This is a genomic window from Christiangramia sp., assembly GCF_029937855.1.
Lineage (GTDB): Bacteria > Bacteroidota > Bacteroidia > Flavobacteriales > Flavobacteriaceae > Christiangramia.
Window position 1 is genome coordinate 166,744 of the sequence record NZ_JAPYPC010000001.1, and the last position, 19,062, is coordinate 185,805.

Below are 19,062 nucleotides of genomic sequence, written 5' to 3' on the forward strand. Positions count from 1 at the left end.
TTCGTTAACAGAATCTAAACGTCCTTTTGTAGATATTTTCTTCGGAAATAAATAACCAGGGTACTACTCCTAATAAGCATCCAGACGTAAAAAGCGATCCAGATACCATATAATTTTAATCCGAAATGGTCTGAAATAAGCAGAGCAGGAGTAAATCCTAAAAATGTTGCTGCTAAAAGTACATTCCGAAGATATTTTGCTTCTCCAAGACCTTTAAAAATTCCGTCGAACATAAAAGCTATGGCATTTACGGGTTGCATAAGTAGAACGATCCAGAAAACTGAAGAGAATAAAGCCAGCACGCTAGTTTCTTTATTAAAAAGTAAACCAATCTCATTATAGAACAGTGTGCAAACTCCCATTAATATCAAGGCAATCAAAACAGCATATTTACTGATCTTTTTGCTGAGTTCCCATAGGTTCTTATAATCCATGGCGCCTAATAATTTTCCGCCAATGGCATTCCCTGCATTTGCATAACCATCGATAAAAAAGCTAAAGAAAAGCCAGATATTCATTAAAATACTTTGGGCGGCGATATAATTTTTTCCGTAATCTGTAGCATAGGCGTTTGCCAGATAAATAGCAAAATTTAAAGCAGCAGTCCGAACAAATAGGTTAGCAGCCATGAGCAAGAGCCCTCTCATTCTTGGATTGATATTGAAGCTCAGTTTTAAATGAAAAGGTGTTTTCTTAAAAAAGAACCATAACGCCATGATCAACATCGTTGCCTGGGCGGCCAGGCTGGCATACGCGGCACCTTTTAAATGCATGGCCGGTATAAAACCTTCTATTCCATAAACAAGCAAATAATCAAGTGCAACGTTTACCACCGCTCCCGTAAGACTGCATTTCATTGCCCATAAGGTATTTTGCAAACCTCTAAAAACTCCAAAGATGGCAAACGTAACTAAGGTTAGAGGATATCCTAAAGCCCTAATCTGGTAATAATCTTCAGAATATTGCAAAATGAGGCCCTCGGCATTATAGGCACTAAAAATGGCTTCAGCAAAGAAGGCGGTCAAAGCATATATAAGCAGACTAAAAATAAAATTGAAAAAAATGGCCTGTGGAATAAGCGTTTTCACCGCGTGTAAGCGATTTGCACCTAAATGTTGGGAGACAATTGCCGAAATTGCTGTTTTCGTTTGGGCTACTATCCAGATTATTGCTGAAAGAAATGATCCAACGATTCCGGCCGCGGCCAAGGCTTCAATAGAATTATCATCTACATTTCCAATAACAGCAATATCGGTTAGAGAAATAAGGGGTTCAGCAATTCCCGCGATAATTGCGGGAATGGCGATCTTATTGATATTTTTAAAACTTACCGAATTTTCCAAAGGGAGTGAAAATGAATGGCAAATATAGAATGCCCTGAATTAAATAAGCAATTCATAACAGTAAAAAGGATGTTCACTTTGTTTTGGAAAGTAAATATTACCAAGGCGTTTGTAGCCCCTGGCTTCGTAAAACCTCTGATTACGCTTATTTTGACTGAAAGTATCCAGTCTTACAGATTCAAATTGATTCTTTTTAGCATAGTTTTCAGCAAAATCCATAAGTTTTTGGGCATATCCCTGTCCCCAGAAATCGGGATGTGTTGCCAATCTGTGTATATAGATGTTATTAGATGTTCTGCTTAACCAGGTGATAGGAATATATTCCTCATCCATTGTTTCGGTAATAACAATTATTCCAATGATCTTATTCTGTTCCTGGAAAACATATAACTCTTCTTTTAAAATATCAGCTTTTAATTTTTTAAGGGAAGGATAATGTTCATTCCATTGAAGGATTCCTTTTTTGATCATTGCCCTGGCGCAGGCTTCGGTGAGGTTTTTTATTTCCTGAAGTTCGGTGATTTTGGCTTTTCTAATCATTATTAAGAGAAAAAAATAAACATTTCTATATTTCCGAAAAATTATTACATTTGCCCCAGTCGGGGGATTAGCTCAGCTGGCTAGAGCGTTTGGCTGGCAGCCAAAAGGTCATCGGTTCGACTCCGATATTCTCCACAAATAAAAACCACTGTTTTTGCAGTGGTTTTTTAGTTTTAATCCTCATTAGAATCTCCGTATTCGTCCCATAGGGTTTTAGAATCGGTTTTAAGAAAATCGATGCTTTTACTGATCACGTGGTTAAATTCTTTGGTAAGTTCTTCTTTATCCCATGGGTGTTGGATTCCGAAGACATGATCTGCATTCTCCACCAATAAGAGTTTGGGCGCAGGGCTCCATTCAAAAAGATTTCCTGCTTCTCCAATAGAAACACTGGTATCGCTGCTGCCATGAGCTATTAAATGGGGGATTTCAAGATTTTTAGCCGCCTTTTTAATATTTAGGCGTTCTTTATTTTCTTTGAAATTCCTATAGAACTGGTAGTGATGAGGTAATTCCTGGCCGGTTCTGCTGTTTTTAATATAACGTACTCCTTTCTTTTCCCACTTTTCAAGTTCTTTTGCTTCCGGAAAACGAGAACCGAAATCGGCAACTGAAGCAAGTGTAATTAGTTTTGTAATTCTTTTATCTTCTGCAGCCTTTAAAAGCACAATTCCACCACCTCTGGAATGACCTATTAAATTAATATTATCTGGCTTTATTTGTTGAGCAAACTTGAAATTGGGTAAAAGAATCCAGTCTATTACAGATTGAAGATCATCTAATTCAATCACATAATTGTTATCACCAAAGGCTTCTATATTTAAAAAGTCAGTAGGATTATCTGGATTGGTACCATTATGGCTAAAGTTAAATTTAACGAAGAAAAAACCCTCTTTGGCAATTCTCTCGCCCATTTTATCCCATGCGCCCCAGTCTTTAAAACCTTTATAGCCATGGGCAAAGATTACTATAGGTTTTGGTTTACCATCATCTTTAAAAATGATATCGGCTGCAATTGGTTTATTATGTTTGCCATCTATAACGATGTTCTTTTCTTTAGAAACTTCCATATTTCTTTTTAATTTCCTTTTCTATGAATGGAATCTTCGGGTCGCAGATCTCCATAATTAAACGTTTTAATTCTTTTTGGAACATTTCTAAAGTTTCCTGGGTGATTAAAGAATCTTTTTTTCTTGTTCCTGCTTCTTTTTTCTCAAATTTTAAAAATCCGGACTTTAAATTTTTAAATGAGATTATTCCAGCTTCCGCGGGGAATTTAAGGTCTTTCTCCAGCGCAATCAAGGAGGCATAAGTTAAAACCTGAAAACTTTTGGAGTAATTGTCATAATCTTTTGTTATTTCCTCCCAATCGGTTACGTTTAAATGCCTGGATTCCACTTTTCCAGTTTTGTAATCTATAATTCTGGAAGTGCCATTTGAATTTTCCAGTCGGTCTACTTTTCCGCGAAGATATACCGAAAAAGGTAAATCATCTATAGGAAGCTTTATTTTAAGATCTTTCTCTATCTGAATTATTTCAATTTCTTCACCAGACTCGATTCGTTTTAATTCAAATCTCAGAAAATTATGTAAATAGCGTTTGGCCACTTCAAAAATCAGCAGGTTTTTACCTTTATCCAGGGGAACTTTACTATAGGTATCGGCAAATTCCTTTATAATTTCCCGGTTAGCTTGCTTAATAAAATCCTTCGTAATTTCCTCTGTTAGCAGTTTGCCTTCAAAAGGCTTATAAAGGTTTTCCAAAGCATTGTGTACCACGGTTCCCAAAGTATTAAATGCCACAGTCTCTTCAACTTCCTCCTGATCTCGAACACCAAGTACATATTGCTGATAAAAATCCAGGGGATTTCTTATATAAGTAGTTAGTGCCGATGGCGAAAATCCGGAATAGGCCAAAGCCTTTATTTTCTCCATCATGTCCGGAGTTTTGTCAACTTTTTTCAGGTCTTTACCAGTGGTTGGAACTTCCGGACTTATAAGCAGTTTTTTCAGCTGATGCGATGGCTGTTTTTCAATTTCCAGTTGGGTAATAAACCTGCTTTTCTCTCCAGAATTTAATCCGTCGGTTTCCGTATTATAAAATAAATAGACATTTTTTGCCCTCTGCAACAACCTATAAAAATGGTAAGTATAAACCGCATCTTTTTCTCTATAGGTGGGCAAATTATACTCCTGTTTTAAATCGTAAGGGATAAAAGAATTATCAGATTTCCCGGCCGGGAGTACGCCTTCATTAAGCGACGTGATGATCACCGTTTCAAAATCCAGGGCTCGTGATTCCAGCATTCCCATTAGTTGAAGTCCCTGGAATGGCCTGCCCTGAAAGTCCAATGTCTCGGTGCCTACCAATTCTCGATAAAAGCCATAAAGAGATTTAATGGTTTTTAAGTGTGGATATTTTTCATTTAGGTTGTTTAGTTTATTGAAAAGGACATGAAAATGATAGAGGAATTCTAGGGAAATCTTATCTTTTTCCTGCTTCAGCTGAATTTTTATTTGCTGAATTATTTTTTGAATATCAGATAGGAATGAGGATACTGAATCATTTTTATGGCTGAAACAGGCAGTAATAAGTTCTTTCAATTCTTTTGAAAAATTAGAAACGATCTGGGCTGGTTCTAAATACACCAGATTTTCTGAATTTATTTTTATAATTAGTTTTTCCGCATCTCCCTTCAGCAAAGTATTTAAAGAAGGGTGATTTATAATTGAAATTACTTCTTTGTAATAAAAAGAGTTGTTCTTATTGATATGTAGTTGAAAAAGGTTTTCAAACAGGGAATTTATAGGGGCATTTTTTATTGGAAATCCCATCGTAATATTTAACTCCTGTATTTCTTCAGGTAAAGAATTTAGAACAGGTAAAAGCAATTCCTCTTCCCCCAGTACAATTGCCGTATTTTTCAATTGATCTGGCTCAAGATTAGTTAGAATTTCCCCCAGATATTTCGCCTGACCTATATTCTTCGGAACGCCAATAAGTTCAATTTGCTTTTCTTTTTCGTAATTCGCTGAGAATCTATTTGGAGTGTTTTCTTCATAATACTTCCAATTTTTTAAATAATCCCTTATAAATATGGAAGCACCATGATCACTGTCATTATAAAAAGTTTTATCTAAATCCCAATGAATTTCAGCTATGCCAACTTCTAATAAGAACTGGATAATGTATTGTTCCGAGGCATTTAAAGCATTAAATCCTATAAATACATGCTTTTTGCGAGATGCAGCATAAGACTTTATATTAGCGGCTGCTTTTCTATAAATAAGTCCCTGATAGCCTTCATTCCTGGATAGTAGTCGCTTTGAGAGTGCATCATAATAAAAAGGTAAATTCTTCCAGAAGGCCAGGTATCTTTTGATGAGGGCTGTTTTTTCATCTTTTAAATACCAGTGATTGATATCCTGGATTTCGGAGAGATAATTAAAAAAAGGTTTATAGTCTATTAAATAGCGGTCAATTTCGTTGAAATCGTGAATAAGGCTTTGCGCCCAGGTGATAAAGGTTTCGAAATCTTCCCTGTTTTCAGTATCGGTGAACTCCTTATAGACTTCATAAAATTCAAATAAGGTGATAGTGTTATCTATAGGTTCGAGGCCGGAAACAACCTCTGTAAATTCTTCAATGCTATAAATAGTGGGGGAAAAGATATTTTCATCTGAGAGAATGGAAAGTTCTTTTATAAGATAGGAACCTGCCCGTTTACTGGGAAGAATAAAGATTATTTCAGATAAAGGGGTAGGAGAATTTTTAAGATCCTGTAAAACTTCGCGTATAAATGATTCCATACGCCTAAAATAAAAAAACGCCCCGCAATGCGGAGCGTTTTGTTTATGATTATTAAGGAAGATTAGTTCATTTCCTCGTCACCAGAATTGTTTTTCATCTCTCTGTCTTTATCTAGAGAAATCTCAACACGTCTGTTTTCCTGTCTTCCTTTTGCAGTACTATTAGTAGCTATTGGTTGAGTTTCACCATATCCTTCAGAAGTTAATCTGTTTGATGGGATACCGTTTTGTTCTAACCATTTTTCTACAGAAGCTGCACGCTCTTTAGAAAGCTTCATATTGTATGAATCACTACCACTACTATCTGTATGTCCTTCGATATGGAAGATAGTCTGTGGGTATTCATGCATGATATCGTGAATTGACTGTAGTGCATCTTCAGAATCTGGTCTTATTGTCGCTTTATTCAGGTCAAAAAGAACAGTTTTAGAATATTCATTTAATTCAGAAATCACTTCTGCAGTTGGTTCTGGACATCCGTTAGATGCAGCAGGACCAGCTTGTTCTGGGCACTCATCATCTTTATCAAGGATTCCGTCACCATCAGTATCAGGCCATGGGCATCCGTCATTTTCAGCAGGACCAGCTTCGTCTGGACAATTATCTTCATCATCTCTTACTCCATCGCCATCAGCATCTGGACAACCATTCATTTCAGCAAGACCAGCAACTTCTGGACACTCATCATCAGGATCGGCTACACCATCACCGTCAGAATCTGGACATCCGTCAAATTCAGCAAGACCGGCTTCGTTAGGACATGCATCCTGGCGATCTTCAATTCCGTCACCATCAGTATCAGGGCAACCGTTGAATTCTTCAAGACCTGGTTCTTCTGGACACTCATCATCTTTATCATATATTCCATCCCCGTCTGAATCTGTTCCTCCGAACATGAATTTAATACCGGCAGCATGTTGGAAATGCTGAGCACCATCAGTATCAAATGTATGCTTATATTTAGATTCCAGTGTTAATGCGATATTATCTGAAAACCAGAAATTTAATCCTGCTTTACCATTTAAGGTAGGATTACTGAAATTTTCAAGATCAGCTCCATCCTGATCTCCTATCCATGTGTAACCACCACCAATACCAAGAACGGGATCAATCCATCCGTCATTTAGCAATGCTCTAAGGCTATAATCTGCACTAAGATCAACTGCATAGTAAGCTAAATCTCCAACAGATCTATCACCATACTTATCAATCTGGTTAATCGTACCGCTTATTTCACCAACAAATCCAGCTCCAATATATCTGGAAACAGAAAGTTTTGATACAGCTGGCAAAATGTTCCAGTGCTCACCAGTGTTAAAATATTCGTCAAACATACCACCTAAAGGAGCATCCTCCCCAGTTGGATAGAAATCAACAGCATTGGCACCAATACCAATTGCCCATGGGTTGTCAGCATCCTGTGCCTTAACCGAAGTAAAGCCCAATATCAGTAAAGAGGCCAGTACAATTTTGCTAAGATGTTTCATATTTAATAGTTTAGTTTTAAGTGTTAATCGTAAGCAAAAGTATATGCTTAAACCATATTAACAAAAGTAAAAATAATAAAGTTTTCTTAATTACAGCGCCTTTCCAAGCGATTTATAGTGTTTTCATTAACTGATAATCAGGTATTTTCACTTCTAAGTTGCTAAAATTTGAGGCTAAGATTTATTAAATCACTTTAAGTTCTTTACCAATTTTTACAAATGCTTTAATGGCCTTATCTAAATGTTCTTTCTCGTGGGCTGCAGAAAGTTGCACTCTAATTCTGGCTTTTCCCTTAGGAACTACCGGGTAAAAGAAGCCAATCACATAAATTCCCTCTTCAAGTAGCTTATCAGCCATATCCTGAGATAATTTAGCATCATGTAACATAACGGGCACAATCGCAGCCTCGCCATCTATAATTTCAAATCCTGCTTCTTTTATGCCTTTTTTGAAGTATGCAGTATTCTCTTTTAATTTATTGCGGAGATTATCATCATTTTCTAACATTTCAAACACCTTAATAGATGCTCCTACGATAGCTGGTGCAAGGGAATTGGAAAATAAATAAGGTCTGGATCTTTGTCTTAAAATTTCAATGATCTCTTTTTTTGCCGTGGTGTATCCTCCCATGGCTCCTCCAAGGGCTTTTCCTAAGGTTCCAGTAATAATATCTACACGGTCTAAAACCCCTTTTTCTTCCAGTGTTCCAATTCCTTTTTCTCCAATAAATCCTGTCGCATGACATTCGTCTATCATCACAAGCGCATCGTATTTATCTGCCAGGTCGCAAATTTTATCCAGAGGAGCTACAAGTCCGTCCATAGAAAACACCCCATCTGTTACGATAATTTTAAATCTTGCTCCTTTTTCATTGGCGTCTTTAAGCTGCTTTTCCAGATCTTCCATATTCCCATTTTCGTATCGATATCTGGCAGCTTTACAAAGCCTCACCCCATCTATGATAGAAGCATGATTAAGTGAATCTGAAATTATAGCGTCCTCTTTCGTTAAAAGCGGTTCAAAGATTCCTCCATTGGCATCGAAACAGGCTGCATAGAGAATAGTATCTTCAGTTCCGTAGAAATCAGCGATCTTTTGCTCCAGTTGTTTATGGATATCCTGGGTGCCACAGATAAAACGTACACTGGACATTCCAAATCCATGAGTGTCCATAGTATCTTTAGCTGCCTGGATTACTTCCGGGTGAGAAGAAAGCCCGAGGTAGTTGTTGGCGCAAAAGTTAATGACTTCCTGGCCGGTTGAAATCTTGATAACGGCATCCTGAGGTCCCGTAATGATCCTTTCTCGTTTGTAGAGCCCGTCATTTTTGATCTCTTCAATTTCTTTTTCTAAATGTTCCTTTATTTTTCCGTACATATTGGTTTATTTTCTGTTTTTATTAAGGACTGCTCTTTTATTTCAATTCACAAATTTAAATTTCTTTTACACATTCTTGATAATAATGGGGGTATTGGTATAGATCAATAGACAATTATCCACTTTATATCCCATGGAGCTTAGTGCTGTGGCATAATTTGAAATTTGTCTTTCGTGATGATTCACAAATCCGCCAGTCTTGTAATCTATGATGGTAATACGTTTTCCTTCCATATTAATCCTATCCGGCCGCAGTCTTTGCCCTTCTATGGTGATGATCTCTTGTTCATTCATATTTTTTATCCCTTCGGAATAATATTTTTTCAATTCCGGGTGGGATATAATTGCTGAAATAAGTTCGAAAATTTCATTTTTTGATCCCGGGGTCATCATTCCTGAAGTTATTGCCCAGTCTATCGCTTTATCTACATCTGCTGAAGTATTTATTCTTGCAAGGATCTCATGCGCGAGTTCTCCTTTTTCAATAGCTTCCTGTTGCCGGGAATCCCATAAAGATCCAGCTCGTGTAACAATATTAACCGCTTTATTTTGTGTGGAAGATGAATAAAAATGCCCGCTGGAAATACTTAAATTTTCAATTTTCCCTGATTGGAAAATTCCCGTTTTACCAAATTCATATTTCAGGTTATCATCCCATTTTCCAGAGTACCGGAGATAATCGATAAGTAAATCTGAAATATTTGGAGTGTTCTTAGGTTTTTCGTGATAATTTGAAAGTATATACAATTGTTGAGAAGCTCTCGTACATGCTACATACAATATATTTAAGGTGTCTAATTCATTTTTATATATCAAATCCTTATAGGTTTCTGCCGCATTCTCGTTCCAGTTCAACATTTTTTGAGAGGCATTTACATAGGCAACGGGAATGGTTTCATCATTAATTTCTAACCAGGAATTATCATTTTTGGTATCCTGAAGATCGGAATTGGCAAAAGGATAGATAACTACTGGAAATTCCAGGCCTTTCGACTTATGAATCGTCATAATTTGCACCGCGTTGTCGGTTTCGGGAACTACAATGCTGAGCTTATCTTTTTTCTGTTCCCATTTATCGAGAAAATCATTCAGACTGTTAGAAGTTTTTTGCGCAGTTTCAAATACAAAGTCAAGGAAAAACTGAATGTAAGCGTCTGATCTTTCAACTAAATTGAAACTTCGAATGATATATTCTGCCGCTTCATATAAAGAAAGCCTTTTCAACTCATTCATATTAAACTGAATGTCATAGTCTATCAACCAGTCAAAAAATGCTGAACCATGCTTTGCTAAATTCTGAATTAGTACATTATACGCTTCCTCCTTTAATTGAAATTCTTCCGCCAGGTAATCAAAGAGCTGAAGCTTTAAGACATCGTCTTCAGTATTCATAGAAAATTTTAGCAGGTCTACTATAAACTGCACCTTTGGTGATTGCGAGAGCAATAATGTTTCAGAAGATATTACCGACACACCTTTTTCACTTAAAAACTCTGCAATGGCTACTCCCTCGCTCCTTTTCCTGGTAAGAATGCAAATCTCCCTCCTGTTTAAGCCCTGGGAATCCAGTCCCTGTATAATCTCCAGGATCTTTTCCGGGTAGATCTCAAACTCTTCCTCGCGATTGGCTGCTTCTACGAAATTGATATTCACGGAGCCGAAATCACCTTTTTTCGGAGTTTGTAGGGAAGCTTTAAAAAGCTCAGAATATTCAGGATAGCTTAATACAGACGCTGCAAACTGAAAAAAACTATTGTTAAAATTCACAATTTCAGAACCACTTCTAAAATTGTTTGGAAGGTTTACCACGTTTTGTTGTATTTGAAAAGGCAGGCTTTTTCGCGAACTCAGGTCGATTAACTGTTCAGCACGACCGCCGCGCCATCGATAGATACTTTGTTTCGCATCACCCACAATGGTAAGGCTGGTGTTATTTTCACTACCCGAAAGATTGTGGTTAATAAGAGGGATAAGGTTTTCCCATTGCATGGTGGAAGTATCCTGGAATTCATCTATAAAGAAATGCTGATACCGCTCTCCAAGCCTTTCATAAATAAAAGGCACCGGTTGATCCTTCACCTGTTCACTAATTTTAGGATTGAACTCTGAAATAAGTACCAGGTTTCTCTCATTTTTAATCGATTCTACTTCCTGATTAATTTCATTTAATAAGGAAAGCTGAACAAGATTTTTCCTGATCTCGTTTAAAAATTCAAGTTGAAAGTAGGCTTGTTTGGAAGCATTGAAAATATCAACTACTTGAGCCTGTATGTTATCCAGGGCTATTTTTGCATCCGCAGCTGCTTTCTTTGGATAAAGTGGTTGTTCAGCAATTTTCTCGGCCCATTTAGCATTAAAATTCAATGAATTATTTCCGGCTTGTAGTTTTCTGAAATGTTTTGGAACATACTGACCGCTAAAATCACTTTCCTGAACTCCATTATTTTGAATAAGCTCAAAAAAGGAATCGGCAGAAAGTTTTAGAGTTTCTTTCGCGATTTTGATATCCTTCCTTAGTTTATTACCAAATTTTTCAAAATCTTCCAGACGTTTATCTTTCAAAACCTGAAGCGGTTTCTGGTGATTTTCGTTAATCAGAAGTTTTGAGATATTAAAAAGGTCCCTGCTTATGTCCCAACTCTTATCATCGTCGGTTTTAGACAAGGTATAATCTACTAGAACCTTTGTTAGTTTTTCATCGGTTCCGGCCCGATTAATAAGACTGTCTACTGCTTCCTTGAGGACATCGTCTGCACTAAGCTCCACTTCAAAGTTCATGGGAATCCCGAGATCCCTGGCGAAGGTCCTTAATACGCGATGTGTAAAACCATCTATGGTGGAAATTTCAAAGGCTGCATAATTATGAATAATACTTTTTAAAATTTCGGCAGATTTAGTTCGGATGGCTTCCGCAGAAAGCTGGGTTTCTTCAACCACTATTTTAAAAAGTGGATTATTTTCAGAAGTTACTTCACCTTTGGAAAACTCAGCAAGGCTTTCTATGATCCTGGTTTTCATCTCTCCTACAGCCTTGTTAGTAAATGTTATAGCCAGAATATTTTTATATCGATCCTTTTTAGGAGATGTAAAAAGGATAACCAAATATTCTTTTACGAGGGTAAAAGTTTTACCGGAACCTGCCGATGCATTATAAATATTAAAGGAATTCTTCAAAAAAGTGATATGTTAGGAGGATTGATAAAACAGTAAATGCATAAATTTAAAATAAAAATGACTTTTAAAACCCAGATGCTTTTAAGTATTTTATAACATTAAATAATTTCCTTTAAATAGCTGAATGGCTAAATTTGAAGGAGTTTAAGTACTAATCACTAAAAAAATCAGATAATTATGTCATTTGAGTTACCAAAATTAAAATATGCCTTTGATGCACTGGAACCACATATAGATGCTAAAACGATGGAAATCCACCATGGTAAACATCATGCAGGTTATACTAAAAAGCTAAATGCCGCCATAGAAGGAACAGATATGGAAGGGAAAAATATTGAGAATATTTTAAAAAATCTTGATATGTCTAATAAAGCCGTTCGAAACAACGGTGGCGGTTTTTATAATCACAATCTTTTTTGGGAAATTATGTCGCCAGATGGTGGCGGAAAACCGGAAGGCGAACTAGCTAGTGCAATAGAGTCGGCTTATGGTTCTTTTGAAGCCTTTAAAGAAGAATTTTCCAATGCAGCAGCGGGACAATTTGGTTCTGGATGGGCATGGCTTTGTGTACATGAAGGAGGAAAGGTAGAAGTTTGTTCTACTGCAAACCAGGATAATCCAATTATGCCTGAAGTAGGATGTGGAGGCACTCCAATCTTAGGTCTTGATGTTTGGGAACATGCTTATTATCTGAATTATCAGAATAAGCGTCCAGAGTATATCGATGCATTTTTTAACGTAATTGATTGGAAAGAAGTTTCCAGTAGATATGCCAAGGCAAAAAGTAAATAATTAAGTATATCATATAAATAGAAAAGGCCGCTATTAGCGGCCTTTTTTTATTCTTCAGTATTAAAAATAATCAGGATTCTCGTTTGTAAATAAAATTTAAACTAATAACCTGTTCCTGTATTCTACATCTGTCTGTACCGTAGAAATTTTTCTATCAGGATAAAAAATGATGCAGCTTGTTTCGCTAATGTATATTGAAAAGTAATATAACTTGTCTTTGATTAAGTTATAGGGAATCGCTTTCAATTAATGCTTGCTCAGTTAATTCCATAAAAAAAGGCGGAATAAATTCCACCTTTTTTTGCCCCAAATCTACCATGAACTTAACCTACTTATGCTATGGTATAGTAAATATAAACCCAATTATTTTAAAAATTTCACTTTTTAGACCAAACGCATAGATATTAGTTAAAAAGCTGTTTTGAAGGAAATTGAGAATTTTTATCGATGATTTTATGATTTGAAGGAATATCCAGCTTGATTTAATTCCATAAAAAAAGGCGGAATTAAAATTCCACCTTTTTTTGCCCCAAATCTACCATGAACTTAACCTACTTATGCTATGGTATAGTAAATATAAACAGAATTATTTCTAGTGTCGGGCTTTTTAGATGAAGTACCTGAAAATTAGTTAAAGAGTTGAAAATTAAAAAATTGTAAAAAGAAGAAGTGGTTTTTTTCTACAAAATAATTGATGACTGAAAATAAAAAAAGGCGGATCGAATCCACCTTTTTTTGCCCCAAATCTACCATGAACTTAACCTACTTATGTTATGGCCTCACTAAAGTAGATAGAATTATACTACACCCAAAGAATATTAGACCAAATGCAATTATATTAGTTAAAAGGTAAATTTTAATAGGCTCTGTCCTTTTTTCCCTCGAAAAAGTTCATAAATGCCCGATTTACTACACGGTTTCCTCCCGCAGTGGGATAATCTCCTGTAAAGTACCAATCTCCAAGGTTCTTGGGACATGCTTTATGTAAATTATCTACAGATTGATAAATGACTTTCACCTCGGCATTTACATCGGTATCGCAAAGAAGTTCTGAAATTTTATCAGAAATTTCCTCATCGGTGAATGGTTCATAGATTTCCTTAACAAAATTCTGAACTTCCTTATCATCAAGATCTACCTGCTCTTTGCATTTGTCATATACCTTTTCAACTATGTAATATTGGTTATTGTCCTTCAGCAATTCAAGGGCAGCTCTAAAAGCGACCAGGTCTTCTAATCTTGCCATGTCTATCCCATAACAATCTGGATACCTGATTTGAGGGGCAGAAGATACCACGATGATCTTTTTAGGTTTTAACCGGTCCATCATTTTAATGATACTCTTCTTCAGGGTTGTGCCCCTAACAATACTATCATCAATAATCACCAGATTATCTTCAGGCTTTACAACTCCGTAAGTGACATCATAAACGTGGGCAACAAGATCGTCCCTGCTGCTATCTTCAGTAATAAAGGTTCTTAACTTTACATCTTTAATGGCAATTTTTTCAGTTCTGAGGCGATGGGAGAGTATTTCCTGAAGCCTGGCATCGGTCAGGGATTCTTTTTCCTGAAGAATTGCTTCATTCTTTTGTTTGTTCAACTCATCCTGTGCCGCTTCCACCATTCCGTAGAATGAAGTTTCCGCAGTATTGGGAATAAAAGAAAAAACGGTTTTTAGCGTATCGTGGTTTATGGATTTTAGAACTTCAGGCATCAATAGCCTACCCAGCATTTTTCGTTCTTCATAGATTTCTGCATCACTTCCCCTTGAAAAATAAATACGCTCAAAAGAACAGGCTTTTCTTTCTAAAGGTTCAATAATTTCCGTAATGGAAACATCTCCATTCTTTTTGGTAATAATGGCATTTCCCGGAGGTAATTCATGTACATCCTTAAAATCTACATTAAATACGGTTTGAATTACCGGTCGTTCTGAAGCTACTACTACCACTTCATCATCCTTATAATAATATGCCGGCCTAATTCCCGCAGGATCGCGAAGAACAAAGGAGTCTCCATGACCAATTAATCCTGCCATGGCATAACCGCCATCCCAGTTTTTGGATGATTTCTTCAGGATCTTGGCAACATTTAGTTTTTCTGCAATTATTGGTGAAGCTTCTACTTTAGAATAACCCTCTTTTTTAAGTTTTTTATATAGTTTTCGGACTTCAGAATCCAGAAAATGGCCAATCTTTTCCATTACGGTGACCGTATCTGCCCTTTCTTTTGGATGCTGACCTAGTTCCACAAGATTATTAAAAAGCTTGTTTACATTGGTCATATTAAAGTTTCCGGCCACGATCAGGTTACGGTGCATCCAGTTATTCTGCCTAAGAAAAGGATGAACGTTCTCTATACTATTCTTTCCGAAAGTTCCATATCTAACATGACCAAGGAATACTTCGCCTAAATAGGGAATATATCTTTTCTGAAGGTCGGTATCATCAGCATATTCCGGGTTTGCCTGTATCTCCTCATTGATCCTTTGATTGATCTGGGCAAAAATATCCTGAATTGGTTGTGCCTGGTTAGAACGGACTCTGCTAATGTATCGCTCCCCGGGAATCGTATTGAGCTTGATGCTGGCAAAACCTGCACCGTCCTGGCCCCGGTTATGCTGTTTTTCCATCATCAGGTACATTTTATTCACACCATAAAATGCGGTCCCGTATTTTTTCTTGTAGTAATCAAGAGGTTTTAAAAGCCTAATATGCGCAATTCCGCATTCGTGTTTTAAAGCATCACTCATATTGTAGTTTCCTTTAGGGATGTTGTTGTGTTGGTCATAAAAAAAGCCCTGAAATTACAGGGCGTTATATTTAATCAAGCTGTGTTTCGAATTGCGTTAATTTCCTGAAAGTGCCCAGCCGTTTACTTACTTCTTTACCTGATAATGATTGCATCCTTTCTGTTCCGAATTTTTCCACGCAAAAGGAAGCAAGATTAGAACCATATATAATGGCACTTTTCATATTCTCAAAGGAGGTATCTCCGGTTTTGGCGAGATAACCAATAAAACCACCGGCAAAGGTATCGCCGGCACCGGTAGGATCAAAGACTTCTTCCAGAGGTAAGGCCGGGGCAAAGAAAATCTGGTCTTCATGAAAAAGTAAAGCTCCATGCTCACCTTTTTTGATCACTACATATTTAGGCCCCATTTTTTCTATCTTTCTTGCCGCTTTTACCAAGGAATATTCTCCGGAAAGTTGCCTCGCCTCCTCATCGTTGATGGTAATAACATCTACTTTGGCGATCACTTTCATTAAATCATCCATTGTATTGTCCATCCAGAAATTCATAGTATCTAAAACCACAAGTTTGGGATCCTTTACCTGTTCAAGTACACTTAACTGAACTAAGGGATGCAGGTTTCCCAGCATAACGAATTCAGCATCTTTATGCGATTCTGGAACCACAGGATTAAAATCTGCAAGTACATTCAGTTGAGTTTCCAGAGTATCCCTGGTATTTAGGTCATTATGATATTTACCACTCCAAAAGAAAGTTTTACCTCCTTCTACAATTTCTACTCCTTCAATATCAATTTTATTCTTTTTAAGAAGATTGAGGTATTCTTCAGGGAAATCTTCCCCAACAACCGATACTACAGCGCTCTGTATATCAAAGTTAGCAGCAGAAAGGCCAATATAGGTGGCTGCCCCGCCTAAGATTTTATCAGTTTTTCCAAAAGGGGTTTCAATGGCATCGAACGCAAGGGTTCCTACAATAAGTAATTTACTCATAACGGGTTTTAAAATATCGCTGCAAATATACAGTTTGTTTTTCAAGGGATAAACCTCAAATTAGAGACAAAATGTTAAGCTTTATAACCAGTATCCTCCGGTAGGTTTTTCCCTTTGGAAGCCATTACGGCGAGTGTATCGCAACGTTCATTTTGTGGATGATCGTTATGGCCCTTAATCCATTGAAGTTGTACCTGATGCTTTCTGAAAACTTTTAAAAAGGCTTTCCACAGGTCGGTGTTTTTTCTTTCAGCGAAATTTTTCTTTTCCCAATTAAACACCCAGCCTTTATTTACAGCATCTGCCACATATTTAGAATCTGTAAAGACTTTTACGGGAGTTCCGGGTTTTTTAAGCTTGCTAAGGGCAACGATAACCGCCATTAATTCCATACGGTTGTTGGTAGTTAGCTTAAAACCCTGAGCAAATTCTTTTTTATAGGATTTGCCTAGCCATTCCATAACAATTCCAAAGCCTCCCGGTCCCGGGTTGCCTCTTGCTGCACCATCGGTGTAAATATGAACCTTTGGGGAAAACATTAATTTCTTTCTTCTAATAGTTGCTGAATCACTTCAGGGAAATGTTTATACTCTAAATCATGTATTTTCTCCGCCAGACTTTCCGCGGTATCATTATCTTCTATTGGAGTCGTAGCCTGAAAAATAATGTTTCCTTCATCATATTTTTCATTCACATAATGTATGGTAATCCCGCTTTCCTTATCCTTTTTACCGATCACAGCTTCATGTACTTTAGAGCCATACATCCCTTTTCCACCGTATTTTGGTAAAAGGGCAGGGTGAATATTGATAATTCTATCAGGGAATTCTTTAATGATGTTCGCTGGCAATAACCAAAGAAACCCGGCAAGGACGATTAGGTCTGGATTTATGTCTTTAAGAATATTAAAAACATCATTAGTTTGATAAAAAGCTTCTTTATCAAACAACAGCGCTTTTACATTTAAGTCATGTGCCCTTTTCAAAGCTCCTGCAGATCTTCGGTTGGATAGAACTGCAGCAACTTCGATATTTTTGGTTTTTTGAAAGTATTTTATGATATTTTCAGCATTGGTACCGGAACCTGAAGCAAAAATTACAATCTTTTTTGTGTCTGCACTTTCTTTATAACTCAAAATAAGGCTGTTAACATTTATTAGGATGTAAAATTAATTGCTTTCAATGAATTTTATGTAAATTACCCTCACATTTTTAGAGGAAAAATCGGTTTTAAAATAAAGTTTTTTATTTTTGCCACCTAATCAAAATTAAAATAAAAAATTATGTCAGACATTGCATCAAGAGTAAAAGCTATTATCGTTGACAAATTAGGAGTTGACGAGAATGAAGTTGTAAACGAAGCCAGCTTCACCAACGACTTGGGTGCTGATTCACTAGACACAGTAGAATTGATCATGGAATTCGAAAAGGAATTTGACATCCAGATACCAGACGATCAGGCAGAGAATATTGCTACTGTAGGTCAGGCAATTTCATATATTGAAGACGCTAAAAAATAAATCAACACACCATATGGAGTTAAAGCGAGTAGTAGTTACGGGCCTTGGTGCCTTAACCCCAATTGGTAACAATTTAGAGGAATATTGGGAGGGACTTGTAAGCGGTAAAAGTGGTAGCGCGCCTATCACTTATTTTGATACCGAAAAGTTCAAGACTAAATTCGCTTGCGAACTCAAAAACTTCAATCCTTTAGATCATTTTGATCGCAAGGAAGCAAGAAAACTTGATAGGTTTGCTCAGTACGCCATGGTTTCGGCAGATGAAGCCATTCAGGATTCAGGAATAGACCTAAACACTGTAGACAAGTTTCGCGTTGGCGTTATTTGGGGTGCAGGAATAGGTGGTCTTGAAACTTTCCAGAATGAAGTTATCAATTTTGCGGAGGGGGATGGGTCTCCAAGATTCAATCCTTTCTTTATTCCGAAGATGATAGCAGATATTGCTCCTGGTAATATCTCTATCAAACACGGATTTATGGGTGCCAATTATACAACGGTATCGGCTTGTGCATCTTCAGCAAACGCGATGATAGATGCTTTAAACAATATTCGTTTAGGCCACAGTGATATCATTGTTTCCGGAGGGTCTGAAGCTGCAGTTACCATAGCAGGAATGGGTGGATTTAACGCAATGCATGCCCTTTCTACAAGGAACGACAGCCCAGAGACAGCATCAAGACCATTTGATGCAACCAGAGACGGGTTTGTGCTTGGTGAAGGTGGTGGTGCGCTTATATTAGAAGAGTATGAGCACGCTAAAGCCAGAGGAGCCAAAATCTATGCTGAAGTGATGGGTGGAGGATTGTCTTCTGATGCTTATCACATGACGGCTCCACATCCTGAAGGAGATGGGGTTGTGGCAGTAATGAAAAACTGTCTTAAAAATGCCGGACTACAACCGGAAGATGTTGATGCAATTAATACGCATGGAACTTCAACACCTCTTGGTGATGTTGCTGAACTTAAAGCAATCACAAAGGTTTTTGGAGAACATGCCAAAACAATGAACATCAACTCTACCAAATCTATGACCGGTCATTTATTGGGAGCAGCAGGAGCGATTGAGGCCATAGCAGCAATCCTTTCTATGAAGCACGGAATTGTACCGCCAACCATTAATCATGAGCATAACGATGAGAACATTGATCCTGAATTAAACCTTACGTTAAATAAGGCTCAGAAGAGAGATGTAAAAGTCGTTATGAGCAATACATTTGGCTTTGGAGGTCATAATGCCTGTGTGGTGTTTAAAAAACTTGACGAATAAACA

14 protein-coding genes and 1 tRNA gene are annotated in these 19,062 nt (G+C 37.1%); 4 read left to right on the forward strand and 11 right to left on the reverse strand.

All coding sequences use genetic code 11. The features are described from left to right. Positions 1 to 14: 14 nt before the first annotated feature. Entirely contained in the window at positions 15 to 1,343 is a 1,329-nt protein-coding gene (locus tag Q1K34_RS00825) for an MATE family efflux transporter (protein ID WP_300433766.1), read from the reverse strand. 39 nt (positions 1,344 to 1,382) lie between these two features. Beyond that, entirely contained in the window at positions 1,383 to 1,883 is a 501-nt protein-coding gene (locus Q1K34_RS00830) for a GNAT family N-acetyltransferase (RefSeq protein ID WP_300433767.1), read from the reverse strand. A 61-nt stretch (positions 1,884 to 1,944) separates the two neighbouring features. Here Q1K34_RS00830 and Q1K34_RS00835 point away from each other — a divergent pair. Then, positions 1,945 to 2,018, forward strand: a tRNA-Ala gene (locus Q1K34_RS00835). A 38-nt stretch (positions 2,019 to 2,056) separates the two neighbouring features. Here Q1K34_RS00835 and Q1K34_RS00840 read toward each other — a convergent pair. The 5 genes from Q1K34_RS00840 to Q1K34_RS00860 all read right to left on the reverse strand — a co-directional run bounded on the left by Q1K34_RS00840 (position 2,057) and on the right by Q1K34_RS00860 (position 11,732). Beyond that, complete coding sequence (locus tag Q1K34_RS00840) at positions 2,057 to 2,953, reverse strand: alpha/beta fold hydrolase (protein ID WP_300433768.1); 897 nt, start codon at positions 2,951 to 2,953, stop codon at positions 2,057 to 2,059. Then, positions 2,940 to 5,693 carry a PD-(D/E)XK nuclease family protein gene (locus Q1K34_RS00845; protein ID WP_300433769.1) on the reverse strand — a complete coding sequence of 918 codons (2,754 nt, stop codon included), beginning with the start codon at positions 5,691 to 5,693 and terminating at the stop codon, positions 2,940 to 2,942. The genes Q1K34_RS00840 and Q1K34_RS00845 overlap by 14 nt, the downstream gene beginning before the upstream one ends. Positions 5,694 to 5,755: 62 nt before the next feature. After that, the gene (locus Q1K34_RS00850; protein ID WP_300433770.1) at positions 5,756 to 7,180 is read right to left on the reverse strand and encodes an OmpA family protein; all 1,425 of its coding nucleotides are present in this window, start codon (positions 7,178 to 7,180) and stop codon (positions 5,756 to 5,758) included. A 184-nt stretch (positions 7,181 to 7,364) separates the two neighbouring features. Beyond that, a complete protein-coding gene (gene kbl, locus Q1K34_RS00855) occupies positions 7,365 to 8,558 on the reverse strand; it encodes a glycine C-acetyltransferase (RefSeq protein ID WP_300433771.1) in 1,194 nt (397 codons plus the stop codon). A 66-nt stretch (positions 8,559 to 8,624) separates the two neighbouring features. After that, a complete protein-coding gene (locus Q1K34_RS00860) occupies positions 8,625 to 11,732 on the reverse strand; it encodes an exodeoxyribonuclease V subunit beta (protein WP_300433772.1) in 3,108 nt (1,035 codons plus the stop codon). Positions 11,733 to 11,909: 177 nt separating this feature from the next. On the opposite strand from Q1K34_RS00860, the gene Q1K34_RS00865 reads away from it, so the two are divergent. Continuing rightward, a complete protein-coding gene (locus Q1K34_RS00865) occupies positions 11,910 to 12,524 on the forward strand; it encodes a superoxide dismutase (RefSeq protein WP_300433773.1) in 615 nt (204 codons plus the stop codon). Between the two features lie 856 nt (positions 12,525 to 13,380). Here Q1K34_RS00865 and Q1K34_RS00870 read toward each other — a convergent pair. The 4 genes from Q1K34_RS00870 to purN form a co-directional block, all read right to left on the reverse strand. Continuing rightward, positions 13,381 to 15,279, reverse strand: coding sequence for an amidophosphoribosyltransferase (locus tag Q1K34_RS00870; RefSeq protein WP_300433774.1), 1,899 nt, complete (start codon positions 15,277 to 15,279; stop codon positions 13,381 to 13,383). 70 nt (positions 15,280 to 15,349) lie between these two features. Continuing rightward, complete coding sequence (locus tag Q1K34_RS00875; protein WP_300433775.1) at positions 15,350 to 16,273, reverse strand: PfkB family carbohydrate kinase; 924 nt, start codon at positions 16,271 to 16,273, stop codon at positions 15,350 to 15,352. Between the two features lie 74 nt (positions 16,274 to 16,347). Then, a complete protein-coding gene (gene rnhA, locus Q1K34_RS00880; protein ID WP_300433776.1) occupies positions 16,348 to 16,812 on the reverse strand; it encodes a ribonuclease HI in 465 nt (154 codons plus the stop codon). Next, positions 16,812 to 17,408 (reverse strand): phosphoribosylglycinamide formyltransferase, encoded by a 597-nt coding sequence (gene purN, locus Q1K34_RS00885; RefSeq protein WP_300433777.1) that lies wholly within the window; start codon positions 17,406 to 17,408, stop codon positions 16,812 to 16,814. The genes rnhA and purN overlap by 1 nt, the downstream gene beginning before the upstream one ends. A 147-nt stretch (positions 17,409 to 17,555) precedes the next feature. Here purN and Q1K34_RS00890 point away from each other — a divergent pair, with 147 nt between their 5' ends. Together Q1K34_RS00890 and fabF are read left to right on the forward strand one after the other, a co-directional pair. Next, positions 17,556 to 17,792 (forward strand): acyl carrier protein, encoded by a 237-nt coding sequence (locus tag Q1K34_RS00890; protein ID WP_013069791.1) that lies wholly within the window; start codon positions 17,556 to 17,558, stop codon positions 17,790 to 17,792. 13 nt (positions 17,793 to 17,805) lie between these two features. Continuing rightward, a complete protein-coding gene (fabF, locus tag Q1K34_RS00895; RefSeq protein WP_300433778.1) occupies positions 17,806 to 19,059 on the forward strand; it encodes a beta-ketoacyl-ACP synthase II in 1,254 nt (417 codons plus the stop codon). The last annotated feature ends 3 nt before the right edge of the window (positions 19,060 to 19,062 follow it).